This window comes from Dactylosporangium sp. CS-047395 (genome assembly GCF_050942185.1).
In the GTDB taxonomy this organism is placed as follows: Bacteria; Actinomycetota; Actinomycetes; order Mycobacteriales; family Micromonosporaceae; genus Dactylosporangium.
The window spans coordinates 10,419,389-10,433,177 of the sequence record NZ_CP192015.1 but is presented as its reverse complement, the minus strand read 5'-3'; the positions used below and the strand labels follow the sequence as shown (position 1 = coordinate 10,433,177).

At 71.3% G+C, this 13,789-nt stretch carries 15 protein-coding genes; 9 read left to right on the top strand and 6 right to left on the bottom strand.

The genetic code is table 11. The annotated features are described in order from the left end of the window. Window positions 1-24 precede the first annotated feature (24 nt). A complete protein-coding gene (locus tag ACQP00_RS48665; protein WP_433210705.1) occupies window positions 25-1,389 on the top strand; it encodes a cystathionine beta-synthase in 1,365 nt (454 codons plus the stop codon). Here ACQP00_RS48665 and ACQP00_RS48660 read toward each other — a convergent pair. From ACQP00_RS48660 to ACQP00_RS48645, 4 genes are all read right to left on the bottom strand, one after another. Then, window positions 1,355-1,681, bottom strand: a complete 327-nt coding sequence (locus ACQP00_RS48660; protein ID WP_433210703.1) for a hypothetical protein — start codon at window positions 1,679-1,681, stop codon at window positions 1,355-1,357. The two genes, ACQP00_RS48665 and ACQP00_RS48660, sit on opposite strands and share 35 nt — an antisense overlap. Continuing rightward, complete coding sequence (locus tag ACQP00_RS48655) at window positions 1,674-2,144, bottom strand: NUDIX hydrolase (protein WP_433210701.1); 471 nt, start codon at window positions 2,142-2,144, stop codon at window positions 1,674-1,676. Before ACQP00_RS48655 ends, ACQP00_RS48660 begins: the two co-directional genes overlap by 8 nt. Before the next feature lie 77 nt (window positions 2,145-2,221). After that, on the bottom strand, window positions 2,222-2,884 hold the full coding sequence (gene msrA, locus ACQP00_RS48650; RefSeq protein ID WP_433210699.1) for a peptide-methionine (S)-S-oxide reductase MsrA: 663 nt from the start codon (window positions 2,882-2,884) through the stop codon (window positions 2,222-2,224). 63 nt (window positions 2,885-2,947) lie between these two features. After that, entirely contained in the window at window positions 2,948-3,364 is a 417-nt protein-coding gene (locus tag ACQP00_RS48645) for an HIT family protein (protein ID WP_433210697.1), read from the bottom strand. Window positions 3,365-3,397: 33 nt separating this feature from the next. Between ACQP00_RS48645 and ACQP00_RS48640 the strand changes: the two genes are divergently transcribed. Genes ACQP00_RS48640 through ilvA form a run of 4 tightly spaced genes read left to right on the top strand, consistent with a single transcriptional unit; the run spans window position 3,398 to window position 7,819 of the window. After that, entirely contained in the window at window positions 3,398-4,537 is a 1,140-nt protein-coding gene (locus ACQP00_RS48640; protein ID WP_433210695.1) for a cystathionine gamma-synthase, read from the top strand. 44 nt (window positions 4,538-4,581) lie between these two features. Next, window positions 4,582-5,970 carry an amidase gene (locus tag ACQP00_RS48635; RefSeq protein WP_433210692.1) on the top strand — a complete coding sequence of 463 codons (1,389 nt, stop codon included), beginning with the start codon at window positions 4,582-4,584 and terminating at the stop codon, window positions 5,968-5,970. Then, entirely contained in the window at window positions 5,919-6,608 is a 690-nt protein-coding gene (locus ACQP00_RS48630; protein ID WP_433210689.1) for a hypothetical protein, read from the top strand. The genes ACQP00_RS48635 and ACQP00_RS48630 overlap by 52 nt, the downstream gene beginning before the upstream one ends. Then, window positions 6,605-7,819 (top strand): threonine ammonia-lyase, encoded by a 1,215-nt coding sequence (gene ilvA / locus ACQP00_RS48625; protein ID WP_433210687.1) that lies wholly within the window; start codon window positions 6,605-6,607, stop codon window positions 7,817-7,819. The genes ACQP00_RS48630 and ilvA overlap by 4 nt, the downstream gene beginning before the upstream one ends. A gap of 30 nt (window positions 7,820-7,849) precedes the next feature. On the opposite strand, the gene greA is transcribed toward ilvA, so the two are convergent. Next, entirely contained in the window at window positions 7,850-8,350 is a 501-nt protein-coding gene (gene greA / locus ACQP00_RS48620) for a transcription elongation factor GreA (RefSeq protein ID WP_433210686.1), read from the bottom strand. A 76-nt stretch (window positions 8,351-8,426) separates the two neighbouring features. Further along, window positions 8,427-8,852, bottom strand: coding sequence for a DUF4307 domain-containing protein (locus ACQP00_RS48615; RefSeq protein WP_433210684.1), 426 nt, complete (start codon window positions 8,850-8,852; stop codon window positions 8,427-8,429). Between the two features lie 97 nt (window positions 8,853-8,949). Here ACQP00_RS48615 and mca point away from each other — a divergent pair, with 97 nt between their 5' ends. The 4 genes from mca to ACQP00_RS48595 all read left to right on the top strand — a co-directional run bounded on the left by mca (window position 8,950) and on the right by ACQP00_RS48595 (window position 13,676). Continuing rightward, window positions 8,950-9,831: a mycothiol conjugate amidase Mca gene (gene mca / locus ACQP00_RS48610; RefSeq protein ID WP_433210682.1), complete on the top strand. Its 882-nt coding sequence runs from the start codon at window positions 8,950-8,952 to the stop codon at window positions 9,829-9,831. 5 nt (window positions 9,832-9,836) lie between these two features. Further along, on the top strand, window positions 9,837-10,061 hold the full coding sequence (locus tag ACQP00_RS48605) for a hypothetical protein (protein WP_433052058.1): 225 nt from the start codon (window positions 9,837-9,839) through the stop codon (window positions 10,059-10,061). 226 nt (window positions 10,062-10,287) lie between these two features. Beyond that, window positions 10,288-12,900, top strand: a complete 2,613-nt coding sequence (locus ACQP00_RS48600; RefSeq protein WP_433210680.1) for a putative bifunctional diguanylate cyclase/phosphodiesterase — start codon at window positions 10,288-10,290, stop codon at window positions 12,898-12,900. A 119-nt stretch (window positions 12,901-13,019) separates the two neighbouring features. Next, a complete protein-coding gene (locus ACQP00_RS48595) occupies window positions 13,020-13,676 on the top strand; it encodes a TIGR03086 family metal-binding protein (RefSeq protein ID WP_433210678.1) in 657 nt (218 codons plus the stop codon). Window positions 13,677-13,789: the final 113 nt, after the last annotated feature.

Sequence of the window (13,789 nt, the reverse complement as noted above, 5' to 3'; positions counted from 1 at the left end):
GCGCAGGCCCGATACGCTGGCGGCGTGCGCTACTACGACAACGTCGTCGAGTTGGTGGGCAACACCCCCCTCGTCCGGCTCCGCAACGTCACCGCCGGCATCTCCGCCACCGTGCTGGCCAAGGTCGAGTACCTCAACCCCGGCGGCAGCGTGAAGGACCGCATCGCGCTGCGCATGGTCGAGGAGGCCGAGCAGGCCGGCATCCTCAAGCCCGGCGGCACGATCGTCGAGCCCACGTCCGGCAACACCGGCGTCGGGCTGGCGCTGGTCGCGCAGCTCAAGGGGTACCGCTGCGTATTCGTCTGTCCCGACAAGGTCAGCGAGGACAAGCAGAACGTCCTGCGTGCCTATGGGGCCGAGGTCGTGGTCTGCCCGACGGCCGTCGCGCCGGAGGACCCCCGCTCGTACTACAACGTCTCCGACCGCCTGGCCCGCGAGATTCCCGGCGCGTGGAAGCCCGACCAGTACGCGAACCCGGCCAACCCCCGCTCGCACTACGAGACCACGGGTCCCGAGCTGTGGGAGCAGACCGAGGGCCGGATCACGCACTTCGTGGCGGGCGTCGGCACCGGCGGGACCATCTCGGGCGCCGGCCGCTTCCTCAAGGAGGCCTCCGAGGGCCGCGTGCGCGTGGTCGGGGCCGACCCGGAGGGTTCCGTGTACTCCGGCGGGAGCGGCCGCCCCTACCTGGTCGAGGGCGTCGGCGAGGACTTCTGGCCCACGACGTACGACCGGACCATCTGCGACGAGATCGTCGAGGTCTCCGACAAGGACTCGTTCGACCTCACCCGCCGCCTGGCCCGCGAGGAGGGCCTGCTCGTGGGCGGCTCCTGCGGGATGGCCGTGGCGGCCGCGCTCAAAGTGGCCCGCGAGGCCGGCCCGGACGACGTCGTCGTGGTGCTGCTCCCCGACGGCGGCCGCGGCTACCTCTCCAAGATCTTCAATGACACCTGGATGGCCCGTTACGGCTTCCTTCGTACCGCCGACGAGCACCCCACCGTCGCCGACGTCCTGGTCGGCAAGGACGGCCGGGTGCCCGGGATGGTGCACATCCACCCCAACGAGACGGTGCGCGACGCGATCGACTACATGCGCGAGTACGGCGTCTCGCAGCTCCCGGTCCTCAAGGCCGAACCGCCGGTCGTCACCGGCGAGGTGGCCGGCGCGATCGCCGAGCGGGACCTGCTCGACGCGCTCTTCTCCGGCCAGGCCCACCTGCACGACATGGTGGAGCGGCACATGGCCGACCCGCTGCCGATGATCGGCGGCGGGCAGCCGGTGGCCGAGGCGGTGGCGCTGCTGGAGAAGGCGGACGCCGCCGTGGTCCTCATCGACGGCAAGCCGGCCGGCGTGATCACCCGGCAGGATCTGCTGACCCACCTGACGTAGGGGAGAGTCGACCGGGCGCCCGGTGGATCCCGGGCGCTTGCAGCGGCGGCCAGTTCCAGAACCTGAAGCCCAGGTGACCCACGACGATGTCGGAGAGGTGGTCCGGGTCGCGCAGGATGGTCCGATGGTTCGGTCCGGGCCGGTGACCGCGGTCGGTCCCCAACGCCGCATCGCTCCGGGTGGCCTCGACAATGCCCGCGGCCGCCAGCCAGCGCAGCACCGCCTCGGCGAGTGCCGGTGCTTCACCCGGGGTGGCCTCGACATCGACGAGGACCTCGAACGTGTCACCCACGCGGGCCCGCTACAAGTCCGGCCAGCACCATGCGGACGCCCGCCGGCCGCAGGTTGAGGGCATCGAACTCGTCGGGTGCGGCCCACAGCAGCTCGAAGCTGTTGTCCGGCCCGTTTGCGACGGCCTCGGGGCCGGACAGCGTCGGCGTGCCCGTGGCGTTGGCCATCAGGAAGTACAACTGGAGGCGGCCCCGCTCCTGGTGGGTCCAGAGCTGCCGGTCGACGTCGGCCCGGAGCCCGGTCTCCTCGGCGAGCTCGCGCACCGCCGCCGCCTCGGCGCTCTCGCCGGGCTCGATGTGGCCTCCCGGCAGCACGGCATAGTGGTGGCCGGGACAGTCAGGACCGGGCGCGCCGTTCTCCTCGCACATGACACAGCCGGCCAGTGACTGCTGACGCAGGAAGCGCTTGATCACCAGCACCCGGCTGCCTTGAGTCACGATCGCGACCGCTCTGGGGATTTGCATCGTCGAACTATGCCCGGTGTGCCGGCATGGACAGCGCACTGGCGCGGATCCCGGGGATCCGCGCCAGGCGTCGGGAGTTACGCCGTCTTGGCCACGCCGATCGGGCAGGTCATGCCGTTCGGGCCGTGGTTGCAGTAGCCGCCCGGGTTCTTCGCGTCCGAGAGGTACTGCTGGTGGTAGTCCTCCGCGTAATAGAACGGCCCGGCCGGCGCGATCTCGGTCGTGATCTCGCCATGGCCCGCCGAACGGACGACCGGCGCGAACGCCTCCCGCGACGACGCGGCCACCGCGGCCTGGGACGGGGTCGTGGTGTAGATGGCCGAGCGGTACTGGGTGCCCACGTCGTTGCCCTGGCGCATGCCCTGGGTCGGGTCGTGGTTCTCCCAGAACGCCTTCAGCAGCGTCTCGTACGACACCTTGGCCGGGTCATAGACGACCTGCACGGCCTCGGTGTGGCCCGTCCGGCCCGAGCAGGTCTCCTCGTACGTCGGGTTCTTGGTGAAGCCGCCCTGGTAGCCGACCGATGTGGAGTACACGCCGGGGATCTGCCAGAAGATGCGCTCGGCGCCCCAGAAGCAGCCCATGCCGAAGTAGGCGACCTCCAGGCCCGCGGGCCAGGGGCCGCGCAGCGGGGTGCCGAGGACGGTGTGCGAAGCGGCTACGGGCAACTCGGTGTCGCGCCCGGTGATGGCCGACTCGGCGGTCGGCAGGTCAAGCTGCTTGGTGTACCGCAGGAACACGATCCGCTCCTTAAAACTTGAGGCTCTCGGGCTCAAGTTTGCCGCGAAAATCGCCGCAAGGCCTTATGAGCTCATTACGGCCGAGACCTTCTCCGCGTATGACAACGCCTCGTCGTCGGACGCGTATTTCGTCCTCGGCCAGAAGAAGCCCTTGAGGCCGTCGCCCTTCGTCCTGGGTACCACGTGCGTGTGCAGGTGGGCCACGCTCTGCGAGACGCGGTTGTTGATCGCGACGAAGGTTCCGCCCGCCGACAGTCCGGTCTCGACGGCGGCGGCGATGTTCTGAACGAACCCGAAGTACCCCGGAATGTCCGAAGGGTCGAGATCGGTGAGGGTCACCACGTGGATCTTGGGCACGACCAGCACATGGCCCTTGAACAGGGGGCGGATGTCCAGAAACGCGGCGGCGGTGTCCGTGGACGCCACCAGGAATCCGGGGGCGGCGCCCGACGCGATCGAGCAGAACAGGCAGTCCGACACGAACGCCAGACTAGTCGCGACTAGGGTCGCCCTATGACCCACGGCTTCGAAACGCTCGCCATCCATGCCGGGCAGGAACCGGACCCGGCCACCGGCGCCGTCGTGCCGCCGATCTTCCAGACGAGCACCTATGCCCAGGATGCCGTGGGCAGCCCGCGGCAGGGGTACGAATACAGCCGCACCACCAACCCGACGCGCGACGCCCTGCAGGAGTGCCTGGCGGCGATCGAGGGCGGACGGCGCGCCCTGGCCTTCGCGTCCGGGCTCGCGGCCGAGGACACGCTGCTGCGCACGGTGTGCCGGCCGGGCGATCACGTGGTGATCCCCGACGACGCATACGGCGGGACGTTCCGGCTCTTCTCCAAGGTCGCCGAGCGCTGGGGCCTGAACTGGACCGCCGCCTCGATCCACAGCGTCGACGCGATCCGGGCGGCGATGACCGAGCGCACCCGGATCGTGTGGGTGGAGACGCCGACCAACCCGCTGCTGGGCATCGCCGACATCGCGGCGCTGGCCCAGGTCGCCCACGACCGCGGCGCGCTGCTGGTGGTCGACAACACGTTCGCCTCGCCGTATCTCCAGCAGCCGTTGCACCTCGGGGCGGACCTGGTCGTGCACTCGACGACGAAGTACCTCGGCGGGCATTCCGACGTGGTCGGCGGCGCGCTCGTCGGCAGCGACGAGGGCCTGCTCGGGGAGCTGGCGTTCCATCAGAACGCGATGGGCGCGATCAACGGGCCGTTCGATGCCTGGCTCACCCTGCGCGGGATCAAGACGCTCGGCGTGCGGATGGACCGGCACTGCGACAACGCCGAGAAGGTCGTCGAGTTCCTGTCCAGGAACAAGGACATCAAGCAGGTGTTGTACCCGGGGCTGCCCGACCATCCCGGCCACGAGACGGCGGCCAAGCAGATGCGCCGCTTCGGCGGGATGGTGAGCTTCCGCGCGCAGAGCGAGGAGCACGCCGTCGAGATCTGCAACCGCGCCCGGCTCTTCGTGCTCGGGGAGTCGCTGGGTGGGGTCGAGTCGCTCATCGAGCACCCGGGACGCATGACCCACGCGAGTGCCGCGGGGAGCCCGCTGGAAGTGCCGGGGGACCTCGTCCGGTTGTCCGTCGGAATCGAGACGATCGACGATCTTCTGGCCGATCTGGAGTACGCGCTCGCTCGTTGACACACTTGACCGCACCGCCGAGATGGGTACGGGAAGGGTGTTCGATGCCGGCTCGCGCAACCACCTGGGTAGGGGCCACGGCCAAGGAGATCGCGCGCGCGGTACGGCGCGGTGACACCTCGGCGACCGCGGTCGTCGCGGACCATCTGGACTCGATCAGGGCGTACGACCGGATCGTCGGTGCCTTTCGCGAGGTGCGCGGCGGGGCGGCCATCGCCGAGGCGGAGATCGTCGACGATCAGCCGGACCTCGCCAACCTCGCGCTGGCCGGGGTGCCGGTCGCGGTCAAGGAGAACGTCCCGGTCGCCGGGCTGCCCACCTGGAGCGGCTCGGCGGCCGCGCGCAGCCCCGTCGCCGACCGCGACCACGAGGTGGTCCGGCGGCTGCGCGGGGCCGGCGCGGTCGTGGTCGGCGTGACCCGCATGCCGGAGCTGGGGATCTTCGCGACCACCGACGACGCGGGCACGATCACGCGCAACCCGTGGCGCACCGACCGTACCCCCGGCGGCTCCTCGGGCGGTTCGGCCGCGGCGGTCGCGGCCGGGCTGGTGCCGATCGCGCACGGCAACGACGGGCTCGGCTCGATCCGCATCCCGGCCGCCTGCTGCGGGATCGTCGGGCTCAAGCCGGGCCTGGGCGCGGTGCCGGCCGGGATCGGCAGCACCGACTGGTACGGGCTCGCCGAGAACGGCATCCTGGCCACCACGGTCGCCGATGCGCACCTCGGCTTCAGCGTGTTGTCCGGCCGTACGCCGCACGCGCTCACCGAACCCGCCCGGCTGCGGATCGCGGTGTCCGCGCGCAGCCCCGTCGCCGGCGTGTTCCCCGACGCGGGGGCGAGAAAGGGCCTGAGCGATGCGGTACGGCTGCTGCTCGCCCACGGCCACGGCGCGGTCAAGGCCGACCCGGTGTACACGCCCGCCCTGGCCACCCGGGTCCTCGCCACCTGGTTCGCCGGGGCCGCGACCGACGCCGCCGAGCTGGACAGGTCCGCGCTGCAGCCGCGCACCCGCCGCCACGTGGCCCTCGGCGAGCGCGCGCTGGAACGGGGCCTGGTGCGCGCGGCCGACCGGGCCGCCTGGCGCGAGCGCTGCCAGCACTGGTTCGGCGACGGCGGCTACGACGTGCTGATCACCCCGGCGCTCGCCGGCCCGCCCCCGGCCGCGGAGCGCTGGTCGGCGCGCTCGTGGGCGGCGAACATGATGGTCAACACGCGGTACGCGCCCTATGCGGCGCCGTGGAACTTCGCCGGCTTCCCGGGCCTGGTCTTCCCGGTCGGGGTGCGCGCGGACGGGCTGCCCGCCGCGGTCCAGCTGATCGGGCCGCCCGGCGCCGAACCGCTCCTGCTCGCCCTGGCCGGGCAGCTCGAACAGGCCGCACCGTGGCGCCGGAACGCGCCGGGCTGGCCCCGGATGGCGGCGCGGCGCCGATGATCCGGGCCCTCGCACACTGGGCGAACGCCGCGATGGTGGCCGTCGCGGCGGCGGCCCTGCTCAATCTCGGTATCGCGTTTCTGCCGTTGGCGGACCTGCATGCGGTACACCATCCGGGCCCAGAAACCGCGGCGCTGGCGACCACCTTGCGGCTCGTCGGCTGGGCCGGGCGGGCCGTGCTGCTGGTGATCGCGGCGCTGGTGTGGATCGGCTGGGTGAGCCGCGCGCGGTCCAACCTGGCCGCCTTCGGGGTGCGCTCGCACCGGGTCGTCGACAGCGTCGGCCGCGCGCCCGAGCCGCGCCGCCGCATGACCCTGCTGACCTGGGCGTTTCGGGGGACGTCGCTGGTCGGGGCGGCGACGCTGCTGATCGCCTGGCTGGCCTCGCGGGAGACCGCGGCGGAGATCGGGCTGGTGCGCACGCAGGCCAGGGACGGGCGGGTCGTCGACGACGCGCTCGCCGGGCACCTTTTCGGAAGAGAGCTGCTCTTGTACCTCCCGTCGGCGGCGCTGTTCGTGCTCGCCGCCGGGTTCGCGGTGTTGATCGTCGCGCATGTGACCAGCGCACAGTACGGCCGGGTGGCGCGGCTGCGGGCCCGCGACTCCGTCCTCGCCGAAGGTGGGACTATCAGGGCATGACCGTTTCAGCGGATCTCGTCACCCTCACCGAGATCGAAGCGGCGCGGAAGCTGCTGGCCGGCGTGACCCGCCTGACCCCGGTGGAGCCGAGCCGGCCCCTGACCGCCAAGCTCGGCGGCCCGACCTGGCTGAAGTGCGAGAACCTGCAGCGGGCCGGGTCGTTCAAGGTCCGCGGCGCCTACGTGCGGCTGGCCCGCCTCTCCGACGAGGAGCGCCGCCGCGGGGTGGTGGCGGCGAGTGCCGGCAACCACGCCCAGGGCGTCGCGCTGGCGGCGGGGTTGCTGGGCATCGCCAGCACCGTCTACATGCCGGTCGGCGCCCCGCTACCCAAGATCGCCGCGACCAAGGGCTACGGCGCGACCGTCGAGTTCGCCGGGTCCACCGTGGACGAGGCGCTGGTGGCGGCGCAGGAGTTCGCCGAGCGTACCGGTGCGGTGTTCATCCATCCCTTCGACCATCCGGACGTGATCGCCGGACAGGGCACCGTCGCGCTGGAGATCCTCGAGCAGGTGCCCGAGGTCAAGACCGTGATCACCGGGGCCGGCGGGGGCGGGCTGGTCTCGGGCCTCGCCGTGGCGATCAAGGCCCTGCGGCCCGATGTGCGGGTCATCGGCGTGCAGGCGGCGGACGCGGCCGCGTTCCCGCCGTCGCTGGCCAAGGGGCGGCCGGTGCGGCTCGGCGCGTTCGGGACGATCGCGGACGGCATCGCGGTCGGGCGGCCCGGGGACATCACGTTCGCGCACGTCTCCAAGCTGGTCGACGAGGTCGTGACGGTGACCGAGGAGGACATCTCGCGGGCGCTGCTGATGCTGCTGGAGCGCGGGAAGATGGTCGTCGAACCGGCCGGGAGCGTGGGTGTCGCCGCGCTGCTCGCCGGGGTGGTGCAGGTGGAGACGCCGGTGGTGGCCGTGCTGTCGGGCGGGAACATTGATCCGATGCTCATGGTCCGGGTGATCGAGCACGGGCTGGCGGCCGCTGGGCGGTACCTCACGTTCACCGTGCGGTGCGGGGACCGGCCGGGGCATCTGGCGAAGCTGCTGACCTACATCGCCGAGCAGGGGGCCAACGTCGTCGACGTGGCGCATCGGCGGCAGGATTCGCGGTTGCAGCTCGGCGAGGTCGAGCTGGGGTTCTCGGTCGAGACCCGGGGGTCTGAGCACTCCGACCGGTTGCTCAACGCGCTTCGGACGGCGGGCTACACAGTTGTGTGATTGCTTGTGTAGCCCGCGCTGTCGTCCGTGTTATCCGGCGAACGGCTCGAACTCGATGACCTTCACCTTGATCGCGGCGCCGCTGGGCGCCGTGTAGGTCACCACGTCGCCGCGCTTCGAGCCCATGATGGCCTTACCGAGGGCCGACTCCGGGCTGTAGACGGTCAGGTCCGTGGTCGCGGCGATCTCCCGCGAGCCGAGGAGGAACTTCTCGGTGTCGTCCTCGTCGTCGTCGAACTGGATGGTGACCACGGTGCCGGGCGCGACGGCGTTCGAGGTCGGCGCGTCGCCGACGACCGCCTTGCGGAGGAACTCCTTGAGGTACAAGATCCGGCCCTCGGCCTTGCCCTGCTCCTCGCGGGCGGCGTGGTAGCCGCCGTTCTCGCGCAGATCGCCCTCTTCGCGGCGTGCGTTGATCTCGGCGGCTACCGCCGGGCGGTTGGCGATGAGCTCGTCGAGCTCCGCCTGCAGCCGGTCATAGGCGTCCTGCGACAGCCAGGTGGTGGCCTGGTTGCCGTCGGTGGTCGACACTGAAGATCTCCTTACGGGCACGCTCGGTCAAACTACTAACGTACCAGTGACTCGCATCACCGCCGCCACTTCAATTTCAGCGCTGTTTGAAGGGCCCGCACGCCGGTACCTCGACCGTGACCGGGCGATCGCTCGTGGCCAGGCGATATGTGACGAACGCCTCGGCACCCTCGGGCACGTCGACCTGGGCCAGCCCGACCTCCTCGCCGGCGGCGTTGCGCGCCCGGACGCTGCAGGTGGCGCGCTGGTCGGGCTCCTTGCGCACGACGAACTCGACCGAGATGCCGTCGTCGGTGACGTTGTAGAAGCGCTGGACCTGCGGCTCGAAGTCCTGCGGCCCGTACTGCTGGTACAGCTGCCACGCGATCGCCAGCCCCGCCGCCGCCACCACGGCGGCCAGCGCGAACACCAGCCAGCGGCGCCGCGGCTGCGGCTCCCGGCGGCGGCCGTAGCGGCCCGGCGGGTACTTGGCTGTGGCGTGCGTCTCTTCTGGTGCTGTCACGGGAGTGCGTCCTCGTCGTTTTTTGTCAGAGGTACCGACCACAATAGGGTCGGAATGTCGCCGCGCCTCGCGGCGGGTCTCTCTGGAGGGATAGCTCGTGACCGAGCAGTTGCGCTTGATGGCGGTGCACGCACACCCCGACGACGAGTCGAGCAAGGGCGCGGCCGCCATGGCAAAGTACTCGGCCGACGGGGTCGACGTCCTGGTTGTGACCTGCACGGGCGGGGAGCGCGGCAGCGTGCTCAACCCGAAGCTCGACCGCCCCGAGATCTGGGAGAACATCGCCGAGATCCGCCGCGCCGAGATGGACCGGGCCCGCGAGATCCTCGGCGTGCGCCAGGCCTGGCTCGGCTTCGTCGACTCGGGCTTCCCCGAGGGCGACCCGCTGCCCCCGCTGCCCGAGGGCTGCTTCGGCCTGATGGACCCCGAGGTCGCCGCCGAGCCGCTGGTGAAGATCATCCGCGAGTTCAAGCCGCACGTCATCACCACCTACGACGAGCGCGGCGGCTACCCGCACCCCGACCACGTGATGACGCACAAGGTCAGCGTGGCCGCCTTCGAGGCCGCCAACGACCCGGAGCGCTTCCCGGACGCGGGCGAGCCGTGGCAGCCGCTGAAGCTGTACTACAACATGGGCTGGTCCCGGAAGCGGATGACCATGCTGCACGAGGCCATGCTGGAGGCGACGGGCGAGTCGCCGTACACCGAATGGCTCAAGCAGTGGCAGGAGCGCCACGACGGCGAGGAGTACCCCGACGCCGACCAGCGCACCACCACCCGCGTGCCGTGCGGCGAGTTCTTCGAGGTGCGCGACGACGCCCTGCGCGCCCACGCCACGCAGGTCGACCCGGACGGCTTCTGGTTCGCGGTGCCGCTCAACCTGCAGCAGAAGATCTGGCCCACCGAGGACTACGAACTGGTCAAGTCCTTCGTCGAGACCACCACACCGGAAGACGATCTCTTCACCGGCGTAAGGTGAGCTTTATGGGCGCGTTGGACGTTCTGGCCGAGAACAACTTCGGCGACACCCGCTCCGGGGGCCTGGCCGGCCCCATGGGGCTGCTCATCATCGTGCTCCTGGGCATCGCGACGGTCTTCCTGATCCGCAACATGACCATGCGGATCCGCCGCCTGCCGGCCGAGTTCCCCGACCCGGACGCCCCGAAGAAGGGCGACCAGGCATCGGACCCGGCCAGTCCCCCTGAGTAGTGCCGGTCGATGATCTGAGTTAGAAACGCATCGCTGGCCACTGTTGTCCCCATCCCGCGTGGCTTAGCCTTCACGAGGTGCGCGTTCCACCTTGCCGGGCGCGCATCCCTGTGGAGCAGGGGAAGGGGGCACCGGTGACGGCCATTCGCCTCCTGGCATCCCGCCTTCGCTTTTCTGCGACACGGCCTTTCGCGGTTTGCGGCCGGTGGTGGGGGTGACCACTTCGGTGCGTGCCGATCGTTCCCTGCCGTCGCGCCTGATCGCGCTGATGGTGACCGTCGCCGCTCTGGGTGTCGTCGCCGCTCTGGTGGCCGCCTCCCGCCTGCCCGAGGGCACGGTCGCGGCCGCATTGAATCGGTTCAGTGTCGACGGACTGCCCGCGGTGCCGACGGCGGTGCTGGTCGGCGGGGCCGTCGCCATGGTGTCCCAGCTGGCCCGCCTGCGCGTCCGTGCCGGCGGTGGCCTGGCCCGGCTGGCCTGGGGCGAGGCCGCGGTGGTGGTCCTGCTCGCGAGCCTGCCGCCCGAGCTGGTCCCGCCCGTGGCCCTGCTCGGCTTCGCCGCCGCCCACGCCGCCCTGCACGTGGTCGACGCCCGCGCGAGCCGCGCCCGCCCGGTCCGCGAGAGCATCTACGGCGTCGCCGCGCTGACCGTCGGCGCGAGCCTGGCCACCCTGGTCATGGTCGTGATCTGGGGCAGCGGCCCGGACCGCGAGGGCCTGCCGCCCCGCTTCGTGGCCGCCCTGTGCGCCGCCGCGGCGGTGTACTTCGTGGCCACCTTCGCCCTGGTGGTCCTGCGCATCGTGGCCGCCGGCGGCGACCTGCGGGCCACCGTGTCGACCATGGTCACCAGCACACCCCTGATGCTCGTCGGCAACGTGGCCGTCGGCCTGGTGATCGTCTGGGCGTGCGTCACGAGCGGCTTCCTGCTCCTGCTGCTGCCGCCGGTCCTCTGGCTGATGCACCAGTTCTACGCGAACCGCATCGGCGAGGACGACGAGCGCCGCACCTGGTCCGAATTCGCCGACGTGGCCCGCGACCTGAACCGCCTCAACGAGCGCGACGCCGCCCGGGCCGGCATCACGGGCGCCATCCGCCTCTTCCACGTCCCCGCCGCGAGGATCGTCCTGTCGGGCGGCCGCTCGCACGGGGAGCTGCCGCCCGGTCCCTACACGAGCCGCCCGTTGACCGTCGGCTCGGTCGCCGTGGGCGAGCTCCAGCTGGCCGGCCCGGAACCGCAGCGCCCGCGCGACCGCCTGATGCTCGCCACCTTCGGCGACGCCCTGGCCGCCGCGCTGCACGACGCCATCACGCACGGCGAGCTGCGGGCGATGAGCGAGCGCACGACGTACGACGCGGTGCGTGACCCCCTGACCGGCCTCCTGAACCGCGCCGCCCTGCTGGCCCGCGGCAACCTCCAGCTGGCCGCGCGCGCTCCGGGCGCCCCGGTGGCCCTGCTGCTACTGGACGTCAACGACTTCAAAGAGGTCAACAACGCCCTGGGCCACACCGCGGGCGACGAGGTCCTGAAGGTCATCGCCGGCCGGGTGCGTGACTCGTTCGACCCATCTGTCGATCTCTCGTCTTCTGCTGGTCTTTCGCTCGGCCGTTCCGCTGATTTGTGCGCCCGGCTCGGTGGCGACGAGTTCGCGATCCTCATCACCGACATGGCCGCGGGCGCCGACGACCTGGCCCTCGCCGCCGCGGTGGAACGGGCCCGCAAGCTCGGCGCGCAGATCGCCACCCCCATGGAGATCGACGGCGTGACCCTCTCCAAGGAAACGTCCATCGGCGTCGTGGTGGCCCCGGCCGGCTCGGCCGACCTGACCGAACTCCTCCGCCGCGCCGACATCGCCATGTACCAGGCCAAGAACGGCGCCCAACCCGTTGCCTGGTACGACCCGGCGCGCGACGACGCCAGCACCGACCGCCTGGCCCTCCTGGCCGAACTCCGCGAGGCCCTGAACTCCCCGGGCGACGGCCAGCTCACCCTGGAACTCCAACCGGCGATCGCCCTGGTCCCGGGGGCCGCCTCGCCCGTCGTCTCGAGCGGCCCCGTCCCCGGCCGCTCGATCCCGAGCCAGCGCCAGCCGGGCAAGTCGGCCGCCGCCGCTGCCGCCGTCCCCGCCCCGGTCACCAGCGTCGAAGCCTTGATCCGCTGGCGCCACCCCCGCCGCGGCCGCCTGATGCCCGCCCAGTTCCTCCCCGCGGTGGAGGCGAGCGAGCTGATCGGCCCGCTCACCCACTGGGTCCTGGAACGAGCCATCTTCCTGGCCGCAGGCTGGCGCCGAGCGGGCCTGGCGGTACCCGTGGCCGTGAACATCTCGGCCCGCAGCCTCGCCGAACGCCAGCTCCCCGAGACGATCAACGACCTCCTGTCCCGCCACCGCCTCCCCGCCGAGTTCCTGGTCCTGGAGATCACCGAAACCGTCATGCTCTCCAACTCCCCGGTGATCGACGACGTCCTCTCGCGCGTGCAGCGACTGGGCGTACAGCTGGCGGTGGACGACTTCGGCACCGGCTATTCGGCCTTCACCCTCCTGACGAGAGTCCCGGTCCAGGAGGTCAAGATCGACCGCGAGTTCGTGGCCCAGATGCTCGACTCCCCGAAGGCCGGCGCAATCGTCCAAACCACCGTGGACCTGGCCCGGCGCATGGGCCTTCGCGTGGTGGCCGAGGGCGTGGAAAACCCGGAGCAGCGAGCCCGCTTGACGGAGTTGGGCTGTACGTCGGCCCAGGGCTTCCTGTTCTTCCCGCCCCTGTCCCCGGAGGGCCTCCAGTCCGTCCTCCGCGAACGCCGCCAGGTCCAACGCCGCCACCTGAGGTCCGAAGGCACCGGCTGAGCGCCCGCCAAGAGAGCAACGCCCCGCTCACTGGATCATGCCTTGCTACTGGAATGGAACATTCCGTTCTGATAGAGTGAGGGTGTCACAAGGACGGCAAGCTGACGGGAGCCGGAACGATGAACGAGCAGCCGAACATCACCTGGACCGTGCTGGACGAGTCCCACCGAGCCCTGCGCGCAGCCATCGCGGGCATCAAGGAATCCGACTGGCTCCGCCCGACCCCCTGCACCGAATGGAATGTCGCCCAGGTCCTCCAGCACGCGGCGGGCGACCAACTCGGCTACGCCGCCGCGGTGACCGGCTCGGGCTGGCCGACGTTCGACCCCTTCGCCCCGACCGGCCACCTGCCGGCGGAGACCGCTGCGAACGAACATTCGGAGGTAACCTCGGAGGTCAGCTTCACCGCTCTGGCCGCGTTCGCCGAGGAGGCAATGCAGTCCTCCGCCGCGACGTACGCAACGATCAAGCAGGACGCCCCCGAGGTCCCCACCCCGCTCCCGCAGGGCAAACTCCCGGCCTGGCTGGCCGCGGGTGCCTGCGCCCTGGACGCCGCCGTGCACGCCTGGGACATCGCCCGTGCCACCGGCCAGCCCTCCCCACTGGACAACGCCCTGTCCCGCGACCTCCTGAAGGTCGCTCAGGAACTCACCGAACCCCTCCGGGCCTGGGGCGCCTACGCCGCGATCGTCCCCGCCACCTCCTCCGACGACGACACCGCAACCCTCCTGCGCTACCTGGGCCGCGACCCCCACTGGACCGCCCCGACCGCCTGACGCCGACCCCCCTTGCTCATCCCCGCCGCAACACCGAGTCGGGAGGGGGTGAGGCGGGAGGGTGAGCGGCGGGTGTGAGGCTGGGTTGACACACCGGGCGGGTGTTCGGTCCT

Bases quoted from the DNA above. Each gene is read 5' to 3' on its own strand.
- ACQP00_RS48655 (WP_433210701.1), bottom strand. From the start codon at position 2,144: ATGCAAATCCCCAGAGCGGTCGCGATCGTGACTCAAGGCAGCCGGGTG.
- ACQP00_RS48640 (WP_433210695.1), top strand. From the start codon at position 3,398: ATGACCCACGGCTTCGAAACGCTCGCCATCCATGCCGGGCAGGAACCG.
- ACQP00_RS48635 (WP_433210692.1), top strand. From the start codon at position 4,582: ATGCCGGCTCGCGCAACCACCTGGGTAGGGGCCACGGCCAAGGAGATC.
- ilvA (WP_433210687.1), top strand. From the start codon at position 6,605: ATGACCGTTTCAGCGGATCTCGTCACCCTCACCGAGATCGAAGCGGCG.
- ACQP00_RS48605 (WP_433052058.1), top strand. From the start codon at position 9,837: ATGGGCGCGTTGGACGTTCTGGCCGAGAACAACTTCGGCGACACCCGC.
- ACQP00_RS48595 (WP_433210678.1), top strand. From the start codon at position 13,020: ATGAACGAGCAGCCGAACATCACCTGGACCGTGCTGGACGAGTCCCAC.